Annotated in this window: 21 protein-coding genes; 16 read left to right on the top strand and 5 right to left on the bottom strand. The window is 66.8% G+C overall.

The window, feature by feature from the left end; translation table 11 throughout:
- Positions 1-65 precede the first annotated feature (65 nt).
- A complete protein-coding gene (gene katG / locus SPHME3_RS0110140; protein WP_033374126.1) occupies positions 66-2,339 on the bottom strand; it encodes a catalase/peroxidase HPI in 2,274 nt (757 codons plus the stop codon).
- 252 nt (positions 2,340-2,591) lie between these two features.
- On the opposite strand from katG, the gene SPHME3_RS0110135 reads away from it, so the two are divergent.
- The 6 genes from SPHME3_RS0110135 to fghA all read left to right on the top strand — a co-directional run bounded on the left by SPHME3_RS0110135 (position 2,592) and on the right by fghA (position 8,045).
- Positions 2,592-3,302: a VIT1/CCC1 transporter family protein gene (locus SPHME3_RS0110135; protein WP_017979278.1), complete on the top strand. Its 711-nt coding sequence runs from the start codon at positions 2,592-2,594 to the stop codon at positions 3,300-3,302.
- An 87-nt stretch (positions 3,303-3,389) separates the two neighbouring features.
- Positions 3,390-4,634, top strand: coding sequence for a CaiB/BaiF CoA transferase family protein (locus SPHME3_RS0110130; protein ID WP_024310289.1), 1,245 nt, complete (start codon positions 3,390-3,392; stop codon positions 4,632-4,634).
- Positions 4,635-4,712: 78 nt separating this feature from the next.
- Positions 4,713-5,825, top strand: coding sequence for an S-(hydroxymethyl)glutathione dehydrogenase/class III alcohol dehydrogenase (locus SPHME3_RS0110125; RefSeq protein ID WP_017979280.1), 1,113 nt, complete (start codon positions 4,713-4,715; stop codon positions 5,823-5,825).
- 140 nt (positions 5,826-5,965) lie between these two features.
- Positions 5,966-6,349 (top strand): VOC family protein, encoded by a 384-nt coding sequence (locus SPHME3_RS0110120; RefSeq protein ID WP_017979281.1) that lies wholly within the window; start codon positions 5,966-5,968, stop codon positions 6,347-6,349.
- A complete protein-coding gene (purU, locus tag SPHME3_RS0110115) occupies positions 6,346-7,215 on the top strand; it encodes a formyltetrahydrofolate deformylase (protein ID WP_020486539.1) in 870 nt (289 codons plus the stop codon). The genes SPHME3_RS0110120 and purU overlap by 4 nt, the downstream gene beginning before the upstream one ends.
- Positions 7,212-8,045, top strand: a complete 834-nt coding sequence (gene fghA / locus SPHME3_RS0110110) for an S-formylglutathione hydrolase (RefSeq protein WP_017979283.1) — start codon at positions 7,212-7,214, stop codon at positions 8,043-8,045. Before purU ends, fghA begins: the two co-directional genes overlap by 4 nt.
- A gap of 132 nt (positions 8,046-8,177) precedes the next feature.
- On the opposite strand, the gene SPHME3_RS0110105 is transcribed toward fghA, so the two are convergent.
- Complete coding sequence (locus SPHME3_RS0110105) at positions 8,178-8,492, bottom strand: polyhydroxyalkanoic acid system family protein (protein WP_017979284.1); 315 nt, start codon at positions 8,490-8,492, stop codon at positions 8,178-8,180.
- A 19-nt stretch (positions 8,493-8,511) separates the two neighbouring features.
- On the bottom strand, positions 8,512-10,995 hold the full coding sequence (locus SPHME3_RS0110100) for a glycoside hydrolase family 31 protein (protein ID WP_017979285.1): 2,484 nt from the start codon (positions 10,993-10,995) through the stop codon (positions 8,512-8,514).
- A gap of 275 nt (positions 10,996-11,270) precedes the next feature.
- Between SPHME3_RS0110100 and purL the strand changes: the two genes are divergently transcribed.
- From purL to bfr, 3 genes are all read left to right on the top strand, one after another.
- A complete protein-coding gene (purL, locus tag SPHME3_RS0110095) occupies positions 11,271-13,490 on the top strand; it encodes a phosphoribosylformylglycinamidine synthase subunit PurL (protein ID WP_017979286.1) in 2,220 nt (739 codons plus the stop codon).
- A gap of 245 nt (positions 13,491-13,735) precedes the next feature.
- Positions 13,736-13,906, top strand: coding sequence for a (2Fe-2S)-binding protein (locus tag SPHME3_RS21540; protein WP_081609139.1), 171 nt, complete (start codon positions 13,736-13,738; stop codon positions 13,904-13,906).
- Positions 13,907-14,017: 111 nt separating this feature from the next.
- Positions 14,018-14,530 carry a bacterioferritin gene (bfr, locus tag SPHME3_RS0110090; RefSeq protein WP_024310291.1) on the top strand — a complete coding sequence of 171 codons (513 nt, stop codon included), beginning with the start codon at positions 14,018-14,020 and terminating at the stop codon, positions 14,528-14,530.
- Positions 14,531-14,572: 42 nt separating this feature from the next.
- On the opposite strand, the gene SPHME3_RS0110085 is transcribed toward bfr, so the two are convergent.
- Together SPHME3_RS0110085 and SPHME3_RS0110080 are read right to left on the bottom strand one after the other, a co-directional pair.
- On the bottom strand, positions 14,573-14,947 hold the full coding sequence (locus SPHME3_RS0110085) for a glycine zipper 2TM domain-containing protein (RefSeq protein ID WP_017979288.1): 375 nt from the start codon (positions 14,945-14,947) through the stop codon (positions 14,573-14,575).
- A 63-nt stretch (positions 14,948-15,010) separates the two neighbouring features.
- Entirely contained in the window at positions 15,011-15,664 is a 654-nt protein-coding gene (locus SPHME3_RS0110080; RefSeq protein WP_017979289.1) for a peptidylprolyl isomerase, read from the bottom strand.
- A 392-nt stretch (positions 15,665-16,056) separates the two neighbouring features.
- Here SPHME3_RS0110080 and SPHME3_RS0110075 point away from each other — a divergent pair, with 392 nt between their 5' ends.
- The 7 genes from SPHME3_RS0110075 to SPHME3_RS0110045 all read left to right on the top strand — a co-directional run bounded on the left by SPHME3_RS0110075 (position 16,057) and on the right by SPHME3_RS0110045 (position 21,304).
- A complete protein-coding gene (locus SPHME3_RS0110075) occupies positions 16,057-16,755 on the top strand; it encodes a type 1 glutamine amidotransferase (protein WP_018250704.1) in 699 nt (232 codons plus the stop codon).
- A gap of 80 nt (positions 16,756-16,835) precedes the next feature.
- Positions 16,836-17,333 carry a GNAT family N-acetyltransferase gene (locus SPHME3_RS0110070; protein ID WP_231372464.1) on the top strand — a complete coding sequence of 166 codons (498 nt, stop codon included), beginning with the start codon at positions 16,836-16,838 and terminating at the stop codon, positions 17,331-17,333.
- A 44-nt stretch (positions 17,334-17,377) separates the two neighbouring features.
- The gene (locus tag SPHME3_RS0110065) at positions 17,378-17,740 is read left to right on the top strand and encodes an ArsC family reductase (RefSeq protein ID WP_020486540.1); all 363 of its coding nucleotides are present in this window, start codon (positions 17,378-17,380) and stop codon (positions 17,738-17,740) included.
- Between the two features lie 54 nt (positions 17,741-17,794).
- Positions 17,795-18,232, top strand: coding sequence for a hypothetical protein (locus tag SPHME3_RS0110060; protein ID WP_231372466.1), 438 nt, complete (start codon positions 17,795-17,797; stop codon positions 18,230-18,232).
- 25 nt (positions 18,233-18,257) lie between these two features.
- The gene (gene panB / locus SPHME3_RS0110055; protein ID WP_017979294.1) at positions 18,258-19,118 is read left to right on the top strand and encodes a 3-methyl-2-oxobutanoate hydroxymethyltransferase; all 861 of its coding nucleotides are present in this window, start codon (positions 18,258-18,260) and stop codon (positions 19,116-19,118) included.
- A gap of 106 nt (positions 19,119-19,224) precedes the next feature.
- Positions 19,225-19,947, top strand: a complete 723-nt coding sequence (locus tag SPHME3_RS0110050; protein WP_017979295.1) for a tetratricopeptide repeat protein — start codon at positions 19,225-19,227, stop codon at positions 19,945-19,947.
- A 31-nt stretch (positions 19,948-19,978) separates the two neighbouring features.
- A complete protein-coding gene (locus SPHME3_RS0110045; protein ID WP_017979296.1) occupies positions 19,979-21,304 on the top strand; it encodes an outer membrane protein assembly factor BamB family protein in 1,326 nt (441 codons plus the stop codon).
- Positions 21,305-21,530 lie beyond the last annotated feature (226 nt).

The raw sequence follows: 21,530 nt of genomic DNA, 5'->3' as shown, positions 1-21,530 counted from the left end.
CGGATTTTCCCCTGTTTTGAGGCGACTATCGGGGGAAGCTAACCTTCCCCCGATAGTCGGTGCGATTATTGATGCACGTCGTAGCGATCGAGCATCATCACCTTGTCCCACACCTTCACGAAATCGCGCACGAAGCGCGCCTGGCCATCGGCCGCCGCATAGACTTCGGCGATCGCGCGCAACTGCGAATTGGCGCCGAAGATGAGGTCGCAGCGCGTCGCCTCGAACCGGGCGTCGCCGCCGTCGCGAGCGACCAAGGTGAAGCGTGATCCCTGCTCATCCGCCTTCTTCCATTCGTAATCCATGCTGGTCAACACGGTGAAGAAGTCGTTGGTCAGCGCGCCGACGCGATCGGTGAAGATGCCGTCGGACGATCCGTCCCAATTGGCGCCCAGCGCGCGCAGGCCACCCGTCAGTACCACCCATTCGGGCGCGGACAGCGCGAGCAGGTCAGCCCGGTCGAGGAACAGCTGTTCGGGCGACAGGTCGGCGACGTTCACCGCGTCGAAGTTCGGATCGACATAGTTGCGGAAGCCATCGACCACCGGGCGCAGCCATTCGAAGCTGTCCGCATCGGTCAGCGCGTCCGTCGTGTCCATCCGGCCCGGGGTAAACGGAACCTCGGTCGCCGCGCCGGCCGCGGCCGCCGCCTGCTCGACCGCGACGCAGCCGGCGAGCACGATGAGGTCGGCAAGCGAGACCGCCTTGCCGCCCGTCGCATCGTCGGCAAATTCCGCCGCGACGCGCTTCAGGCTGTCGATCACCGGACGGGTGCGTGCGTTGATCGCCCAGTCCTTCTGCGGCGCGAGCGCGATGCGCGCGCCATTGGCGCCGCCGCGCTTGTCGCTGTGCCGGAAGGTCGACGCCGCGGAAAAGGCGGTGAAGGCCAAGTCCGACACCGAATGCCCCGCGGCCAGGATCGCCTGCTTCAGCGTCGCGATGTCAGCGTCATCGACCAGGGGATGGTCTACCGGCGGGATCGGATCCTGCCACAACAGATCGTCCTCGATCGTCCGCTCTTCGCCGAGGTAACGCTCCTTCGGCCCCATGTCGCGGTGAGTCAGCTTATACCAGGCCTTGGAGAATTGCTCGGTGAAATAGGCGAAGTCGGTCAGGAACCGCTCGCAGATCGGACGATAGACGGGGTCGACCTTCAGCGCGATATCGCTGGTCATCATCATCAGCGGGTGCGTCTTGCCCGCGATATGCGCGTCGGGGGTGTGCGGCGCGGTCTTGTCGACCGGCGTCCATTGCAGCGCGCCCGCGGGGCTGCGCGTCTGTTCCCATTCGAACTTGAACAGGTTTTCGAGGTAGCTGTTGTCCCATTGGGTCGGATCGGGCGTCCAGCTGCCCTCGATGCCGTTTGTCATCGTGAACTCGCCGGCGCCGGTGCCTTCGGGGTTGTGCCAGCCTAGGCCCATCTGCTCGATCGGCGCCATTTCGGGCGGCGCGCCGATGCGGTCGGCCTTCACCATGCCGTGACTCTTACCGAAGGCGTGGCCGCCCGCGATCAGCGCCACCGTCTCCTCGTCGTTCATCGCCATGCGGGTGAAGGTGACGCGGATGTCGTGCGCGGACGCCATCGGATCGCCGCTGGCATAGGGGCCCTCAGGATTCACGTAGATCAGCGACTGATGCGATGCCGCGAGCGGCTGTTCGAGGTCATAGTCGGCATCGCCGTTCTGCCCGCGCCAGCGCTTGTCGCGGTTCACCATCTCGTCGAACGACTTGACCGTCGTCATGTCGACATGTTCCGGCCCCCAATAGGTCGCGTCGTCCGCCTCCCACGCGTCATGCCGGCCGCCGGCGAAGCCATAGGTGGGGAAGCCCATGATCTCGAGCGCGCAATTGCCCGTCAGCACCATCAGGTCCGCCCAGGAGAGCGCGGCGCCGTATTTCTGCTTGATCGGCCAGATCAGCCGGCGCGACTTGTCGGTGTTGCCATTGTCCCACCAGCTGTCGATCGGCGCGAAGCGCTGCATGGCCTCGCCGGCACCGCCGCGCCCGTCGGCGATGCGATAGGTGCCGGCCGAGTGCCAGGCCATGCGGATCATCTGCGGCCCGTAATTGCCATAGTCGGAGGGCCACCAAGCGACCGAGCTGGTCAGGAACGCCTTGATTTCCGCCTTTAGCGCCTGAAGGTCGATCGCCTCGAACGCCGCCTTGTAATCGAAGTCCGCGCCCAGCGGATTGGCGCGCGGCCCATTGCGGTGCAGTTGCTCGACGCGCAGGCGATTGGGATACCAATCCTGCAGCGTCGGCTTGCCGGTCTGTGCTCCGCCGATCCGATCACCACCGAACGGGCACTTCCCGGCCAGGACGTCCTTATAGTCTTCCATGAACACGCGCTCCAGCATCCGCCATTGGGTGAAACAGGAGCGCAGCCGGGCGATGCAAGGGACCCGGCGTGCGACAGGGCGAGCCTGATCCACATCAAGCCGAAACGAGGAAGTCGCCGCGCCGTTGCCTGAAATTTAATTTAGATTTGTGCGCCCCCGCCTCTGCTATTGGCTGATGTCTCAACAGATTGGCTCGACGCTGCGACCGAGCGGTCCGTATAGCCGTCGTCGTTCAACACAGGTGCTTGCCCGATGACCGACTTGCCGCATGCCCCCGGCGAACATCACCTGGTCCACCGCACCGGCTGGCTGCGCGCGGCGGTGCTGGGTGCCAATGACGGCATCATCTCGGTATCGAGCCTGGTCGTCGGCGTCGCCGCCGCGCCGGGCGCCAGCGCAGCGACCATCCTGCTCGCCGGCGCGGCGGCGCTGGTCGGCGGCGCGTTGTCGATGGCGGCGGGCGAATATGTCTCGGTCAGCTCGCAAGCCGATACCGAACATGCCGACCTGACGCGCGAGGCTGCCGAGCTGCACCGCAATCCCGAGGCCGAAACACGGGAACTCGCCGCCATCTACGTCGGCCGCGGCGTCGCGCCCGCGCTGGCACAGACGGTCGCCGAACAGATGATGGCGCATGACGCGCTGGGCGCGCATCGCCGTGACGAACTGGGCCTTGCCGACGACGGCGGATCGCGCCCCGTGCAGGCCGCGGTTTTCTCCGCCGCCGCCTTTACCTCTGGCGCGATCCTGCCGGTAGTGATCGCCGCGCTGGCACCGCGCCACCTGGCCGTCATGGTCGTGCCAGTGGTGGCGATCGTGCTGCTCGCCATTCTGGGGGCGATCGGTGCCAAGGCCGGGGGCGCCCCGCAGGTTCGCGCGGTGGTGCGCGTCACCGCGCTCGGCGCGCTGGCGATGGCCGCGACGGCATTGCTGGGGCATCTGCTCCCCGTGGGTGCGCTGTAACCCTTTGCAGCACGACGCGCGGTCGCTAGCGCTTCCCCGATACACCGCCGGCATCGATCCGACGGAGGGACGCGAGAGGATCGCCACATGGGTGCGCTGACGGGATTGAGAGTGCTCGACATGAGCCGCGTGCTGGCGGGGCCATGGTGCGCGCAGACGCTGGCGGATCTGGGCGCGGAGGTCATCAAGATCGAACATCCCCGCCGCGGGGATGATACGCGCGAGTGGGGACCGCCCTGGATGGCGGACGCCGATGGCACGCCGACACGCGAAGCCTCGTATTTCCAGTCGGCCAACCGCGGCAAACAATCGGTCGCGATCGACATCGCCTCCGCAGAAGGACAGGCGCTGATCCGCGCGATGGTGCCGCAGTGCGATGTGCTGATCGAGAATTACAAGGCGGGGTCGCTGGCGAAATACGGCCTCGACCATGCCAGCCTGCGCGCGCTGCACCCCGGCCTGATCTATTGTTCGGTCACCGGCTTCGGCCAGACCGGGCCGCGCGCCGCCGAGCCGGGCTATGACTTCATCATTCAGGCGCTCGGCGGGCTGATGAGCATCACCGGCGAGCGCGACGATCTGCCAGGCGGCGGCCCGCAGAAGGTCGGCGTCGCGGTATCGGACCTGATGACCGGCCTCTATTCGGTCATCGCGATCCAGGCCGCGCTGCTGCACCGCGCGACGACAGGCCTCGGCCAGCATATCGATATGGCGCTGCTCGACGTGCAGGTCGCGATGCTGTGCAACCAGAGCCAGAATTACCTGACCACCGGCAAGGCACCCGGCCGATATGGCAACGCTCACGCCAATATCGTGCCCTATCAGGTCTTCCGCGCCGCGGACCGCGATTTCGTGATCGCCTGCGGCAATGATTCGCAATTCGTCGCGCTGTGCGAGGCGATCGGCCTGACCGATCTGCCCCGCGATCCGCGCTTCGCCCGCAACCCCGATCGCGTCGCGAATCGGGAAGCGGTCATCGAACGGCTCGCCGCCCATTTCCTGACCGACACCGCCGATGCGTGGATCGCGCGCATCCATCCCCGCGGTGTGCCGGTCGGCGCGATCAACAGCATCGCGCAGGCGCTCGACGAACCGCAGGTCGCGGCGCGCGCCATGCGCGTCACCATCCCGCATCCGCGCAACCCCGACTTCGAAACGATCGGCAGCCCGATCAAATTGTCCGATACGCCAGTGACCTACGATACGCCGCCACCGATGCTGGGCGAGCACACCGCCGCGGTTCTGGAGCGAATGGCCGGCGTCGACGCCGAGACCTTGGCCGCGCTGACCGCCGCAGGCATCGTCGCGGTGCCGGCGGACCCCAAGGCCTGAGCCCTGCCCTTTCGCTTGCTCCGGCCGCCCGTCCCGCGATAACCCCGCCGCGATCATTCCCTCCGGAGCAATAGCCCCATGAAGACCCGCGCCGCCGTCGCCTTCGAAGCGAAGAAACCCCTCGAGATCGTCGAGCTCGACCTCGAAGGCCCAAAGGCGGGTGAAGTCCTGGTCGAGATCATGGCGACCGGCATCTGCCACACCGATGCCTATACGCTGGACGGCCTCGACAGCGAGGGGCTATTCCCCAGCGTGCTGGGCCATGAAGGCGCCGGCATCGTCCGCGAACTGGGCGCGGGCGTGACCAGCGTTGAGGTCGGCGACCATGTCATCCCGCTCTACACGCCCGAATGCCGCCAGTGTAAGTCGTGCCTCAGCCAGAAGACCAACCTGTGCACCGCGATCCGCGCGACGCAGGGCAAGGGGCTGATGCCCGACGGCACGACGCGCTTCAGCTACAAGGGGCAGCCGATCTTCCATTACATGGGCTGTTCCACCTTCTCGAACTTCACCGTGCTGCCCGAGATCGCGGTCGCCAAGATCCGCAAGGACGCGCCGTTCGACACTAGCTGCTACGTCGGTTGCGGCGTGACGACGGGCGTCGGCGCGGTCGTCAACACGGCCAAGGTGCAGGTCGGCGACAATGTCGTCGTCTTCGGCCTCGGCGGTATCGGCCTCAACGTCATCCAGGGCGCGAAGCTGGCCGGCGCCAAGATGATCGTCGGCGTCGACATCAATCCGGATCGCGAAGAGTGGGGCCGCCGCTTCGGCATGACCCACTTCCTCAACACCAAGGGCATGAACCGTGAGGCTATCGTCGCGAAGGTGGCGGAGCTGACCGATGGCGGCGCCGACTATAGCTTCGACGCGACCGGCAATACCGAGGTGATGCGGACCGCGCTGGAATGCTGCCACCGCGGCTGGGGCACCAGCATCGTCATCGGCGTCGCCGAGGCGGGCAAGGAAATCAGCACGCGCCCGTTCCAGCTGGTCACGGGCCGCAACTGGCGCGGCACCGCCTTCGGCGGCGCGCGCGGCCGGACCGACACGCCAAAGATCGTCGACTGGTATATGGACGGGATGATCCAGATCGATCCGATGATCACCCACCGCCTGACGCTGGACGAGATCAACAAGGGATTCGACCTCATGCACGCTGGCGAAAGCATCCGCAGCGTGGTGATTTATTGAGCGCCACTGCCCCGTCACCCCGGGCTTGACCCGGGGTCCCGCTTCTTCTTCGACATCAGACAGGAAGAAGCGGGATGCCGGATCAAGCCCGGCATGACGTAAAACGTACCAAGACAACAATCGAAGAGAGGAAAACCATCATGTTCAGCCACGTCATGCTCGGCGCCAACGATATCGACGCCTCGAAGGCCTTCTACGACGCGACGCTCGGCGCGCTCGGTATCGCGCCTGGCCGCGTCGATCCCAAGGGTCGCGTCCTCTACATGCACCCGGGCGGCATGTTCCTGCTGACCAAGCCGATCGATGGTCAGCCCGCCTGCCACGCCAATGGCGGCACGATCGGTTTTGCCGCGAGCAGCCCCGAACAGGCCGATGCATGGCACGCCGCGGGCGTCGCCAACGGCGGCACCGCGATCGAGGATGCGCCGGGCGTCCGCGAGGCGCCGTTCGGCAAGCTCTACCTCGCCTATCTGCGCGATCCCGCCGGCAACAAGGTGTGCGCGCTGCACCGCGTCGCGGCATGACGGAGCGCCGCGCGGTCCAGATCCTCACCTTGGTGTGTCAGGACCGCGTCGGCATCGTCGCGGCGGTGTCGGGGGCGCTCGCCGGGATCGACGGCTTCATCCTCGACAGCCAGCAATATGCCGATCTGGAAACGGGCCGGTTCTTCATGCGCGTCGCCTTCGTCCGCGGCGGCGACCGTTATCCGGCAGAGGCTGAGGCGCTGCGGGCGGCGATTGCGCCCGTGGCGGAGGCGTTCGGCTTCGACTGGAGCCTGGATGCCGCCGAGGCACGCCCACGTGTGCTGATCGCGGTGTCGAAGGGCTCGCATTGCCTGAACGACCTGCTGCATCGCTGGCGCACGAAGACGCTGCCGGTGGATATCGCCGGCGTCGTCTCGAACCACGACAGTTTGCGCCCGTTAGTCGAATGGCATGGCCTGCCCTGGCACCATTTGCCTGTCGACGACACGAACCGCGACGCGCAGGAGGCCGCGATCCTGGCGCTGATGGCGGAGGCGCGGGCGGATTATCTGATCCTCGCGCGCTATATGCAGGTACTCGGCCCCCGCCTCGTCGAGGGACTGGCGGGACGCTGCATCAACATCCACCACAGCTTCCTGCCCGGCTTCAAGGGTGCGCAGCCCTATCACCGCGCGCATGCCCGCGGCGTCAAGCTGATCGGCGCGACCGCGCATTTCGTGACCGCCGATCTCGACGAAGGGCCGATCATCGAACAGGCGGTCGAGCGCGTCGATCATCGCGCCAGCGTCGACGACCTGATCCGCATCGGCCGCGATATCGAGGCGCAGGTGCTCGCACGTGCGGTCGCCTGGGTGGGCGAGCGGCGCGTCTTCCTCAACGGCAACAGGACGGTGATCTTCCGATGACTTTACAGACGGTGTCGGCCGCCAAGGCGTTCGGCGGCACGCAGGGCGTCTATACGCACATGTCCGCCACGACGGGCACGCCGATGACCTTTTCGGTGTACGTGCCCCCGCATGACGATGGCGCGATGCTCCCGGTGGTCTGGTATCTGTCGGGGCTGACCTGCACGCACGCGAACGTCACCGACAAGGGCGAGTATCGCCGCGCCTGTGCGGAACTGGGCCTGATCTTCGTGGCGCCCGACACCAGCCCACGCGGCGACGATGTGGCGGACGACGAGGCCTATGATTTCGGCAAGGGGGCAGGCTTTTACGTCGATGCGACCGAGGCGCCCTGGGCCCCGCATTTCCGCATGTGGTCCTATGTCACCGAGGAACTGCCGGCGCTGATCGGCGCGCATTTCCCCGCCGACATGTCGCGCCAGTCGATCATGGGCCATTCGATGGGCGGCCATGGCGCGTTAACGATCGGGCTGACGTTTGCCGATCGCTTCAAGGCGGTGTCGGCGTTCGCGCCGATCGTCGCGCCGTCGCAGGTGCCGTGGGGCGAGAAGGCGCTGGGCGGCTATTTGGGCACGGACCGGTCGCGCTGGCGCGCGCATGACGCGGTCGCGTTGATCGAGGATGGCGCGCGGGTGCCGGCGCTGCTGGTCGATCAGGGCGATGCGGACCAGTTTCTTGCCGAGCAGCTGAAGCCGGAGCTGCTGGCGGAGGCGTGCACGAAGGCGGGGATCGACCTGACGCTGCGGATGCAGCCGGGGTACGACCATAGTTATTACTTCATCTCGACCTTCATGGCCGATCATCTCGCTTGGCACGCGGCGCGGCTGTAGGCCGGAGCTGCCTCAAAACACCCCGTCACCCCGGACTTGATCCGGGGTCCCGCTTTTTCAACTGCCCGCGGAAGAAGCGGGACCCCGGCTCGAGGCCGGGGTGACGGGGTGTTGGGGCGATGGCCGGGGACTTTACGCCGCAGGCTTCGCCAGCATCTTCTCCGCGCTGGTCTTCACGAAGTCCGCGATCGGGCCGGACATCATGCTCAGCATCATCGGCACCTTCACCGTGCCAGCGATGCGTGTATCCTCGATATCCATTTTCGCCTCGACGCTCTGGCCCATGGCGATGATCGTGAGCGTCAGCGCGTCGGTGCCGGTCCAGTGATCGGACACGGTGCCGCCGCCCGGGATATGTTCCGCGAGCTTGGGCAGGCCCGCCTGGATGCGCGCGCGCGCCTCGTCGCGGCCGAGGCTGTGGGGAACGTCGAAGGGGATGGTGGCCATGGATAGTCTTTCGTGATCGTCAGCGGCGGGCGATCGTCACCTCGGCCGCCCGACGCTGATCGGGCAGGACGAAGCTGAGCGTACCCGCCGTGGCGTCCGACTGCGCTGCTACGGCCTTGCGCGCAAGCGAAACCGCGCCGTCGCCCGACCAGCCGTGGACGACGACGCGCAGCTGCTTCCACCACGGCGCATAGCGGCCCTGCCGCGCGCCGAAGGCCAGCGTCAGCCCATTGGGCGTCATGGTGCAGGTCATGCCTTGTCGCAGGAAGATGCCGCGGGTGAAGGCCATCGAATGGCCGTCGTCGGCGTACAGGTCACCGCGGCAATCCTCGCCGGGATAGACGTCGAGCTGCAGCGGGCCGGAGGGCGTTTCCGCCGTGCTCTGCACCAGGGGCTGGCGCGGCAGGATGGTGCCGGCGCGCACGAACACGGGCAGCGTATCGATCCGCGGCGTGACGCGCACCTTGTCGCCATGCTCGGTCGCCTGCCCCGTCGCCTGCGTCGCCGACTGGATCGGGCCATTGTCCGCGGCTTCGGGCGTGCCGGCCCGCTGGCCCGTCCAATAATCGTACCAGCCCCCCGCGGGCAGGCAGACGTCATAGGCCTGCGGCTGGTCGGGGTGCGGCGCGGGCGCGACGAGCAGCGAGCGTCCCACGGTGAACGTCCACGACTGGTCGCACGACATGCGCATGGCGGACGGGTAATCGTAGAACACCGGACGCAGGATGGGATCGCCCGCGCGCGCATTCTGTTCGGCGAGCGCGTAGAGATAGGGCATCAGCCGATAGCGTTCCTCGACGAAGCGGCGCCGGATCGCGAGGTGATCGGGCCCGTCGACCCACGGCTCGGCACGCGGCGTGCCCTTGGCGGCATGGTCGCGGAAGACAGGGTAGAAGGCACCGATCTGGAACCAGCGCGTCAGCAGATCCGGGCTAGGGCCGCCCGCGAAGCCGCCGACGTCGGCGGCGCCATAGGAAAAGCCCGACAACCCTAAGTTGATGATCTGCTGGATCGACAGCTTCAAATGGTCCCAGGTCGCAAGGTTGTCGCCCGTCCATGTCACCGCATAGCGCTGCCCCCCGGCATAGCTCGCCCGCGTCATCACGAAGGCACGCTCGTCGGGCAACAGCTTGCGCAGGCCGTCATAGGTCGCGCGCGTGTTCTGCATGCCGTAGACGTTGTGAATCTCGGCATGCGTCGCGGTGCGGGGGCCGAAGCCGTCGCTGTCGATGCGATGCATGACGTCCGCCGGCATCGTCTTGGTCGGCGTGTTGAAGATCGCCGGTTCGTTCATGTCGTTCCACGCGCCCGCGACGCCCATCTTCACCTGATCGGCGAACAAAGTGCCGTACCAGTCGCGCACCCTAGTCTCGGTGAAATCCGGGAACACCGACGGACCCGGCCACACCGGCCCGACATAGACCGAGCCGTCGGCACGGTGGACGAAGGCGTCGCGCTTGATGCCCTCGTCATAGGGGCGGTAGCCTTGGTCGGGCGCCTGAGCGACGTGCAGGTCGGTGATCGTCACCACCTTGAACCCGTCGCGCTTCAGGTCGGACAGCAGCGCCTTCATGTCCGGGAACGCCTTGCTATCGACGGTGAAGGGGCGGTTGCGATCCTGCCAGTCGATGTCGAGCCACAACACGTCGGTGGGCACGCGCTCCTGCCGCAGCCGAGCAGCGACGCCGCGCAATTCGTCCGCGGTCATGTAGCTGTAGCGCGACTGCTGATAGCCCAGCGCCCATTGCGGCACGAGCGGCGCCTTGCCGGTCAGGTCGGTGTAGCGGCGGACCACCTCTGCCGTGGTCGGGCCGGCGATCAGATAACAGTCGATGGGGCCATCCGGCGCGCCGAAGGCCAGCCGCGTGTCGTCGCGATGGCCGAAATCGAACCAGGCGCGCGTCGTATTGTCGAGGAACAGGCCATAGCTGCCCCCCGCTCCGCCGACGCCGATGAAGAACGGGATCGACTTGTAGATGGGATCGTCGCCGCTCCCGAAGCCGAACGCGTCGGTATTCCAGTCGACGAAGCTCTTGCCGCGGCGATCGAGCCCGCCGGTCTTGTCGCCCATCCCGAAGTAATGCTCGGCCTGCGGCATCGTCTTGGCGAGCGCGAAGCCCTTGCCGTCGAAGGCGACGGGTGCGGCGTCTTCGGAGATGAGGTTGCCGGCAAGATCCTCGATGCGCAGGCGGCCGTCGGCACGGAAACGGACGCGCAGCGCCTTGGTGGCGAAGCCGTCCGTGGCAGGTGTGACGGCGACATGCTGCGCGCGCGTCTTCGCATCGACGGCCCAGCTTGCATCCTCGGGCATCGCACCGCCGCGCCCGACGCGAATGCGCAGGATCGAATCAGTCAGCGCGACGACCCGGATCGTCGTGCCGGCGGTGGCGAGATCGGCCCCGTCGGCCCGCGCGGTTACGGCAGGCGCCGCCTGCGCGGAGGCGAGAGACGGCACCGTCGCGGTTGCAAGGGCGGTCAGGGCCAGCAGCATCGTGGCGCGCATCGTTCAGGTCTCTCCCGGTGTTATGTGACAGGCTGTGCGCGGGCGGCCGCAACAAGGTCAACCGTCGAGGGGAAGGCATACGTATGCAGCCAATATCCTACGTCACCCCGGACTTGTTCCGGGGTCCACCGGGCAGCAAGGGCGAGGCAAGAGGCTCATGCCAATCCCCTCGCCGCAGAGTGGACCCCGGAACAAGTCCGGGGTGACATAGGGATTTGGAGGTTTCCCACCGCGGGAGGTGACGAACCTCCCCCATCCCGCTAAGGGCGCGGGCCATGACCGAGATCACGCCCCAGATCGTCGCCGACCATGGCTTGTCCGAGGAAGAATATGCGCGCGTCCTGCACGCGCTGGGCCGCGAGCCCAATCTGGTCGAGCTCGGCATCTTTTCGGTTATGTGGTCCGAGCATTGCAGCTACAAATCGAGCCGCATCCACCTGAAGAAGCTGCCGACCGAAGGCCCGCAGGTGATCTGCGGCCCCGGCGAGAATGCCGGCGTGATCGATATCGGCGACGGTCAGGCGGCGATCTTCAAGATGGAATCGCACAACCACCCGTCGTACATCGAACCGTATCAGGGCGCGGCAACCGGCGTCGGCGGCATCCTGCGCGATGTGTTCACGATGGGCGCACGCCCCGTCGCCAACATGAACGCGCTGCGCTTCGGCCGGCCCGATCACCCCAAGATGCGCCACCTGATCAGCGGCGTCGTGCACGGCATCGGCGGCTACGGCAATTGCGTCGGCGTGCCCACGGTCGGTGGCGAGGTGAATTTCCACCCCGCCTATGACGGCAACATCCTGGTCAACGCGATGACCGTCGGCATCGCCGATCAGGACAAGATCTTCTATTCGGCCGCTAGCGGTGTCGGCAACCCGATCGTCTATGTCGGGTCAAAAACCGGCCGCGACGGCATCCATGGCGCGACCATGGCGAGTGCGGACTTCGGCGAGGATGCCGATGCCAAGCGCCCGACCGTGCAGGTCGGCGATCCCTTCACCGAAAAGCTGCTGATCGAGGCGTGCTTGGAACTGATGGCGACCGACGTGATCGTCGCGATCCAGGACATGGGCGCGGCCGGCCTCACCTCGTCGTCGGTCGAAATGGCGTCGAAGGGCGGCGTCGGCATCGAACTCGTCATGGACGACGTGCCGCAGCGCGAGACGGGGATGACCCCGTACGAGATGATGCTCTCCGAATCCCAAGAGCGTATGCTGATGGTGCTAAAGCCCGGCCGAGAGGCCGAGGCCGAGGCGATCTTCCGCAAGTGGGAGCTGGACTTCGCGGTCATCGGTCACGTCACCGATACCGAGCGCATGGTGCTGAAGTTCAAGGGCGAGACGGTCTGCGATATCCCGCTGGTTCCGCTTGCCGACGAAGCGCCGCTGTACGATCGCCCGCACGTGCCGACGCCCAAGCCGGCGCCGCTTGCCGATGCCCCCGAAAGCGACGACATCGCGCGCGACCTGCTGACGCTGATGGCCTCGCCGGACATCGCCAGCCGCCGCTGGATCTGGGAGCAGTACGACCACATGGTCGGCGCCGACACGGTGCAGGCGCCGGGCGGCGATTCGGCGGTCGTCCGCGTGCATGGCACCGACAAGGCGCTGGCGATCACCACCGATTGCACGCCGCGCTATTGCTTCGCCGACCCGGTCGAGGGTGGTAAGCAGGCCGTCGCCGAAGCATGGCGCAACCTGACCGCGGTGGGCGCGACGCCGCTCGCGATCACCAACTGCCTCAACTTCGCCAATCCGCAGCGGCCCGAGATCATGGGGCAGATCGTCGGCTGTCTCGAGGGCATGGGCGATGCCTGCCGTGCGCTAGATTTCCCGATCGTGTCGGGCAACGTCTCGCTCTACAACGAATCGAAGGCGACCGGCGGCGGCTCGGCGATCCTGCCGACCCCGGCGATCGGCGGCGTCGGCCTGCTGAAGGACTGGACGAAAAACGCGACGATCGCGTTCAAGGGCATCGGCGACGTCATCCTCGTGATCGGCACGCGCGGCGGGCATCTCGGCCAGTCGGTGTGGCTTCGCGAATGCCATGGCCGCGAAGAGGGCCCGCCCCCGCCCGTCGATCTCGCTGCCGAGCGCAAGACCGGCGACCTGATCCGCGACGCCATCGTCAACGGCCAGTTGAGCGCCGTCCACGACGTGTCCGACGGCGGCATTGCCGTGACGCTCGCCGAAATGGCGCTGGCCGGCAACATCGGCGCGATGATCGACCGCAAGCAGCCGTTCGGCTGTGCGGCGTCCTTCTTCGCCGAAGACCAGGGCGTCTATGTCGTCACCGTCCACGATCATGCGCTGCTCGACTTCCTGGGTGCGGCCCACGCCGCCGGCGTCGAGGCGGAGCCGCTGGGCCGGACCGGCGGGAAGCGCCTGATCTTCGAACGCCCGGATCGCGACGACGTGGTGGCGATCGACGATCTACGCCGCGCGCATGAAGGGTTCTTCCCCAAGCTGATGGGCGTCGACGCCGCTTTGGCGTAACTCCTCTTCACACCGTCATTGCAAGCGCAGCGAAGCAATCCAGAGCCGGATCAGGACGCCCTGGATTGCTTCGCTGCGCTCGCAATGACATCCAGGCGGGCCCCGACGATCATCCTCGCCGCGTAGCGCACTCTCCCGTCTCGGAATTGCGACGAACCGAAGGCCAGCGACTGCGAATCACTCGCAGATGGACTTGCGACCGTTTCGCATTAGCCCTATCCAAAGGGCGAAGCGAAGGAGCGTCCATGGTCGTCTGCGTTTGCAATGCCATACGGGAATCCCAGGTCCGCGACGCGGCCCGCAATGGATGCCGTACCGCGTGCCAGGCTTATCGATCGCTCGGCTGCCAGGCGAAATGCGGGCAATGCGTGATGGTAGCGCGAGCCATTATCGACACCGAACGCGCTGCTGCCTGACGTTCGCAGCGGCAAAAACCGCAGATTTCCGCCATTTTTTGCCTTGCCGTAGCCGCCGTACGGCGCCTACACCCCCGCCCACGACATTAGCGGAAGGCGAAGGATATGGCAGTGAAGGGCGACCCCAAGGTCATCGAATTTCTGAACGAGGCGCTCAAGAACGAGCTGACCGCGATCAACCAATATTGGCTCCACTATCGGATGCTCGACCATTGGGGCGTCTATAAGCTCGCCCAGTATGAGCGGATGGAATCAATCGATGAGATGAAGCATGCCGACTGGCTGTCGGAGCGCATCTTGTTCCTCGATGGCCTGCCGAACTTCCAGCTGCTGGGTCGCCTGCGCATCGGCGAGACCGTGGAAGAGGTACTGAAGTCCGACCTTGCCATGGAAATGGAAGCGGTCGAGCAGCTCAAAGGCGCGATCGCCTATTGCGAGCAGGTCAAGGATTACGTCAGCCGCGATCTCTTCACGCGTATTCTTGCCAGCGAAGAAGAGCATGTCGATACGCTGGAGCGGCAGTTCGACATGATCGAGCGGATGGGCATTCACAATTACGTGCAGCTGAATTCGATCAGCGAGCATGATTCGCCCAAGTCGGGCGCGGCGCCGCACCTCGCCTGACCGCGTTCGGGGCGGGCATCGCGCCCGCCCCGTATCGTTACCTCAGCGGCACTTCACATTGCCGCGGTCGATCGAGCGACCGAGCACCGCGCCGCCACCGGCGCCGAGCAGCGTCCCGAGCGTGCCGCCGCCGACCAGATTGCCGAGCACGCCGCCACCAACCGCGCCGACCACCAGACCGGTCGTGCCGTCGCTACGCCGGCAATAGGCGCGACCGTCACGCCCGCGATAGATGCGGTCGTTGCGACCCAGGCGCCGCTCGCGGTAGCGGCCTTCGCGATAATGATCGGCGGGCTCCCACCGGCCGTCACGATCACCGTTCCAACGATAGTCGCCGCGCTGCGCGATCGCCGCGCCCGTCGTCACCGGCGCCACCATCGTCACCGCGGCCAGCGCCGCAAGCCATGCCGTCTTCATCGTCAACCTCCTGCAAGACAAGGCGGACCAAGCGCTCGGGACGACGGATGGTTGCGCGCGCGGCTATTTGCGGCGGGCGGGATCGGCCTGCGTCTTCACCAGCCACGGCTTGACGATACCGGTCGGATGCGGCGTGCCGGTCAGGCGCACCGCGCGGACCAGCTTGACCGGGCGCAGCAGCAACTGCCCGCCCATGCCGCCGCCGGTCGGCTGCGCCAGGATCCGCTTCAGCACGGGCATCCCCGACACGACATGGCCGAAGGCGGCATAGCCCTGATAGCTGCCCTTCGCGTCCATGCTGGGCATCGCGCCGATCGTGATGAAGAAATTACCGCCCGCCGACCCGGCATCGGCACGCCGCGCCATCGAGATCGTGCCGTCGGTGTGCTTGATCCCCGTCATCGCCGTCGTCTCGAGCGGAAACGGCGGCAGGATGCGGCGCGCGTCTGTCCGGATCCCGCCCTGGACGAAGCCATAGGCCGGCGCCTGCCGGTTCCGGGCCGACCGATAGAAGGTCATGCCGTCGAATCGCCCGTCGTCGACATAGCCCATGAAATTGGCGACCGTGCGGGGCGCGTGCCGGGCGTCGAGCGCCAGCACGACCGGACCATAGGCCGTGTCCAGCCGGACGCGCACGATCGCCGGTTCGCGCGGCGGTGCAGCGGAGCCCGCCGATCCTAACGCTGCGACTGCGAGAAGAGCATGGAAAAAGCGCATGATGAACCCTGGTTTGCAATGGCCAGCCGAGGCGGGATCAGCCACCATCGCTTATGTGATACCGATAACGATTGCGCGATACAAAAGCGCGATTGCACGTTTTGCACTTGCGACAATCCGTGCTGCGATGCACAAAGACCGTGCCTTTCAGGCATCCTCTCCTAAAAACTTTCCGGCCGGTCTCTGACCGGCCTTTTTTTTGGCCGCGATCCGGCGTACGGGTGCTGCGCCTCAACCGCGCCGTCAATGAGATATACGGAGCGGAGCCTGCCGGTAAAACCGGCACCGGTGTGGTCGGGGTGCGGGGGATCGAGTCCAACCGGCGTATCCGGACTCTCCCCCGCCCTTCCTTTTCCCAGCGAGCGATGCGCCCTGTTGCGGGAGCGCCTGTCATGCATATCGGCATCCTCGAAACCGGCGCACCGCCGGGCGATCTTGCTGAAAAGCATGGCACTTACGCCATGATGATGGCCGCGCTGCTGGGGCCGACCCACCGCTACACACGCTACGACGTTCGCGGTGGCGAATTGCCCGTCTCGCCGGACGCGTGCGACGCCTATGTCGTCACCGGATCGGCGGCAGGCGTGAATGACGGCCATGGCTGGTTCGAATCGCTTGCCCGTTTCCTGCGCACCGCGCGTGGCACGGCACGGCTGATCGGCATCTGCTTCGGGCACCAGGCGATCGCGCATGCCTTCGGCGGCCGGGTGGTCAAGGCGCCGCAAGGCTGGGGCCTCGGCCTGACCCGCTATGATCTCGTAACCCCGATCGCGGGCTTGGGAGACAGCGTGACCGCCATGGCCTCGCATCAGGATCAGGTCGTGACACCACCGGAGGGCGCCGAGGTGCTCGCCCGCACGCCGTTCACGCCTTACGCCGCGCTATCCTATGCCGACGGCGATGCGCTGACGCTGCAATTCCACCCCGAGTTCGACGCGGCCTACGCACGCGCGCTGATCGCCGCCCATACCGCGCCCGACATCGATGCGACCTTGCGCGATCGGGCGACACGCTCGCTGAACGGCCCCAGCGACAATGCGGCGATCGGCGCGTGGCTCAATCGCTATCTGGCGAGCGGACGCGCCGCCTGACGGCCCAGCTGGCTGGACCGTTCAAAGGATCGTACGCCCCGACCATGGACGCACGCCCCCTTCCCGATCGGCCCCGGCTCGTGACCGAACGCCTAGTCCTGCGCCACCCGCAGCACCGCGACGCGGATGCGATCGTCGCGGCGATCGGCGATCGGGACGTGGCACGACGACTGGCGCGCGTGCCGCATCCTTATGGACCGGAGGATGCCGCCTTTTTCCTGGACCGGATCGTCCCGCACGAATGGGTGTGGGCGATCACGCGCACGCACGACGACACGCTGATCGGTGCCATCGGCCTGACGCCGTCCCCGGCGCCGGATGTCGCCGAACTCGGCTATTGGCTCGGCCGGCCGCACTGGGGGTCGGGACTGGCAACCGAGGCCGCGCGGGCGGTCCTGGCGTTCGGGTTCGACACGCTGGCGCTGCAGACGATCACATCGGGATATTTCCTGTCGAACCCCGCCTCCGGCCGCGTTCTGGATAAGCTAGGGTTCGTCGAGACGGGCCCCGCCATGCGCCCATGCCTGGTTGAGGGCGGCGACGTGCCATCGATGGAGGTGCGGCTGTCATCCCGCTGACCGCTTCCGCTCCGCCCCCGACGCTGGCAAAGGCCGGGCCGACCATGATGGAGACGACAGTGCCCCTTATTCTCTACGGCATCCCCAATTGCGACACGGTGAAGAAGGCGCGCGTCTGGCTGGATCAGGCGGGCGTATCGTATCGATTCCACAACTACAAAACCGATGGAGTCGATGAGGGGCGACTGCGGCACTGGGTCGATACGCTCGGCTGGGAGGTCCTGCTCAATCGCGCAGGCACGACGTTTCGCAAGCTGCCCGACGCCGACCGCACCGATCTGAATGCGGACAAGGCGATCGCTTTGATGATCGCGCAGCCCTCCATGATCAAACGCCCGGTGCTGGAGGGCGACGGCGTGCTGCTGGTCGGCTTCAAGCCCGATGCCTGGGCTGCCGCGCTGGGCTGACGTTGCGTCGCGGGGCGTGGCGCGGCATCCTGTTTCCAAAAGAGAGGGGATGCGATGACGCGCGGCAGACCGGCGACACCTATGTGGTTCGCCATCGTTGTGATGGTTCTGGTCATCTGGGGCGCAGTGGGCGTGTTCGCCTGCGTCCAGCAAATCCGCCTGGGCGCGGAAGCGATGGGGCCGGCGGACGCTTATTACCGACGGCTGTATGCGAGCTTCCCGATCTGGTACAATGGCGTCTACGCCCTCGCGACCGGCAGCGGCCTGGCAGCCGCGCTCGCGCTGGTGCTGCGGTCGGCGCTGGCCCGGCCGCTGTTCCTGGTGTCGCTGGTCGCCGTGATCGTGCAGTTCGGCTGGCTGTTCGTCGCGACCGACATCATCGCGGTGCGCGGCGCGGCGCAGGTCGTCCCCTTCCCGGTCTTCATCGCCGCCGTGGCGCTGTTCGGCGTCTGGCTGTCGGGCCATGCGCGTCGGCGGGGATGGATCGGTTGAGCCAAGGCGCGTAAGGCCTGCTGCCATGTCCACGACCTATACGATCGACACCGCGACCAGCCGTGCGAGTCCGACGCCGGCGCTGCGCAAGCGCCTGACCGTCCCAGCGATCCGCCAGCGCAAGGGGGCCGAGCCGCTGGTGATGCTGACCGCCTATACGGTGCGTACCGCCCAGCTGCTCGACGCGCATTGCGACATGCTGCTGGTCGGCGACAGCCTGGGCCAGGTGATCTACGGCTTGCCGTCCACCGTGCCCGTCACGCTGGAGATGATGGCGGCGCACGGCGCGGCGGTGGTGCGCGGCAGTGCGCATGCGGTGGTCGTCATCGACATGCCCTTCGGCAGCTACGAAGCCTCACCCGAAAAGGCGTTCGAAAGCGCCGCGTGGCTGCTGAAGCAAACCGGCGCTGCGGCCGTGAAGCTGGAAGGCGGCGCGGCGATGGCGTCCACCGTTCGCTTCCTGTCCGAACGCGGCATTCCCGTCATGGGCCATGTCGGCCTGACGCCACAGGCGGTGAACGTGCTGGGGGGTTATGGCGCGCGCGGACGGACCGATGCGGAGGCGGAGAAGATCGTCGGCGATGCCGTCGCCGTCGCCGAAGCGGGTGCGTTCGCCGTCGTGATCGAAGGCGTGATGGAGCCGATCGCGATTCGCATCACGCAAGAGATCGCCTGTCCCACGATCGGCATCGGTGCATCGGCGCAGTGCGACGGGCAGGTGCTGGTCGCCGAGGACATGCTGGGCCTGTTCGAACGTACTGCGCGCTTCGTGAAGCGCTACGACGACATGGCCGGCCGCATTTCCGCCGCAGCCGAAGCCTATGCCTGCGAGGTACGGGCGCGCAGCTTCCCCGGCCCTGAGCAGATCTATCCCGCCAAGGGATGATCGACGCGCAGGCCGACAGCCTGCATGACCTTTTGTTTCCCGGCGGGCGTCGCTAAGAGTGCGCGCCAGTCTTTTATCGTCCGCCCCTTATCGTCCGGAGCCCTCCTTGGCCCTTACGCCGCAAAACAACGATGCGTTCCTTCGCGAAGTCGACGACGAACTGCGCCGCGATCAACTGCTGACCTTCTGGGAACGCTATGGCCGCTGGACCATCGTGGGAATCGTCGCCGCTCTCGCGGCGTTCGGCGGATTCCTGTACTGGCAACACCGCCAGACCGAAGCGGCGGGCGTGCAGGGCGAACAATTGCAGGCCGCCTACGACCAGCTCGGCAACGGCCAGCCCGACGCCGCCGCCAAGGCGCTGGCGCCGATCGCGCAGACCGGCCGCCCCGGCTATCGCGCGCTGGCCCAGATGACCGAAGCGGACATCCTGCTGTCGAAGAAGCAGGACAAGGCTGCCGCCGCCAAGTTCGCGGCGATCGCTGCCGACAGCAGCGTCGCGCAGCCGTTCCGCGACCTGGCGCTGATCCGCCAGACCGTCGCCGAATATGACACGCTGAAGCCGCAGGTGGTGATCGAGCGGCTGCGGCCGATCGCCGTCCCGGCCAACGCCTATTTCGGCAGCGCGGGCGAACTGGTCGCGATGGCCTATCTCGACAGCGGGCGCCGCGACCTTGCCGGCCAGATGTTCAGCCAGCTCGGCAGCACAGAGAGCGTGCCCGAGACGATCCGTCAACGCGCGGTTCAGATGGCCGGATCGATGGGGGTGGATACATCCGCCGCCAAGGTTCGCGTCGTTACCCCCGCCAGCGCCGCGACCGCGCAATAACCCGCCGCACGATAGAGAAGGCCTCGCGTAGATGAAGACCACCATTCGTGCCTCGGTTGGCATTGCGGCCCTGATGGCCTTGTCCGCCTGCGGCGTGTTCAAGGGCGCACCGAAGAAGACGCCGACCGTTGGCCAGCGCGTGCCGATCCTGACGTCGGAAAACGGCATCGAGGCCGATCCGTCGATCGCCGACATCCAGGTGACGCTGCCCGCCCCCGCCGCCAACGCCAGCTGGTCGCAGCCGGGCGGCAATGCCGCCAAGTCGATGGGCCAGCTCGCGCTCGCCGAAACCCCGTCGCGCGTCTGGGAAAGCCGGATCGACGGCGGCTCGGTGCGTGAACGGCTCGCCGCCGCGCCGGTGATCGTCGACAACAAACTGTATATTGTCGATGTGCAGGCCCAGCTGCATGCCTTTGCCGCCGACACGGGTGCCAAGCTGTGGAGCGCCAGCGTCGCGAGCGGCGATGCCAATCGCCCCGCGCGCTTCGGCGGCGGTGCCAGCGTCGAGGGCGGCCGCGTTTTCGCCACCGACGGCCTGGGCGACGTGGTCGCGTTCAACGCTGCGGACGGCAAGGAAATCTGGCGCGCCAAGCCCGGCGGCCCGCTGCGCGGCGCGCCGACGCTGGCCAATGGTTCTGTCTATGTGCTGAGCCAGGACAACCAGATCTTCGCGATCGATCAGAACGACGGCAAGGTGCAGTGGGCGCAGTCCGGCACGCTGGAAACGCAGGGCGTGTTCGGCGTCGCGGCACCGGCCGCCAGCCAGGGCACGATCGTCGCCGGCTTCTCGAGCGGCGAACTCAACGCCTATCGCTACGAAAACGGCCGCGTCCTGTGGGGCGATGCGCTGTCGCGCACCTCGATCACGACGTCGGTGTCGAGCCTGTCGGACATCGACGCCGATCCGGTGATCGACAACGGCCGTATCTTCGCGGTCGGCCAGGGCGGCCGTATGGTCAGCCTCGATCTCGCGACCGGCCAGCGGCTGTGGGAACAGAATTTCGCCGGCATCTCGACGCCGTGGATCGCGGGCGACTGGCTGTTCGTCGTCACCGACAACGGCCGCCTCGTCTGCCTCGCCCGCTCGAACGGCAAGGCGCGTTGGATCGCGCAGCTGCAGCGGTTCAAGAACACCAAGAAGCAGAAGGGCCCGCAGGTCATCTGGTTCGGCCCGGTGCTGGCCGGCAACCGCCTGATCCTGACCAACTCGCTGGGCCAGATCGTCTTCACCTCGCCGACCGACGGCAGCATCGTGAACACGATCGACACGAAGGACAGCTTCGCGCTGCCGCCGGTGGTGGCGAACGGCACGCTCTACACGGTCGGCCAGTCGGGCAAGGTGACGGCGTTCAAATAAGCCGCGCCTCCCCGGCGACGGGATCATGGAACGACAGGGACGCCGCGGCCGCCACGGGCCCGGCGTCCTTTGTGTGTCTGACGATACCCTCTCAGGCACGCCGGAGCGCCGCTATCAGGGGGCGTTCACCCCCGAACCTACTAAAAGTACCATATCGGGCCAGCAATCTTTCGTCACTTTCGGGCGCGCCCGGCGTTGTGATGGGGTCTTTCCTGTCGAGGTCCTG

The sequence above is a fragment of the Sphingomonas melonis DAPP-PG 224 genome (assembly GCF_000379045.1).
Classification (GTDB): domain Bacteria; phylum Pseudomonadota; class Alphaproteobacteria; order Sphingomonadales; family Sphingomonadaceae; genus Sphingomonas; species Sphingomonas aquatilis.
The sequence above is the reverse complement of the archived record's forward strand: the minus strand, read 5'-3'. Positions and strand labels throughout refer to the sequence as shown.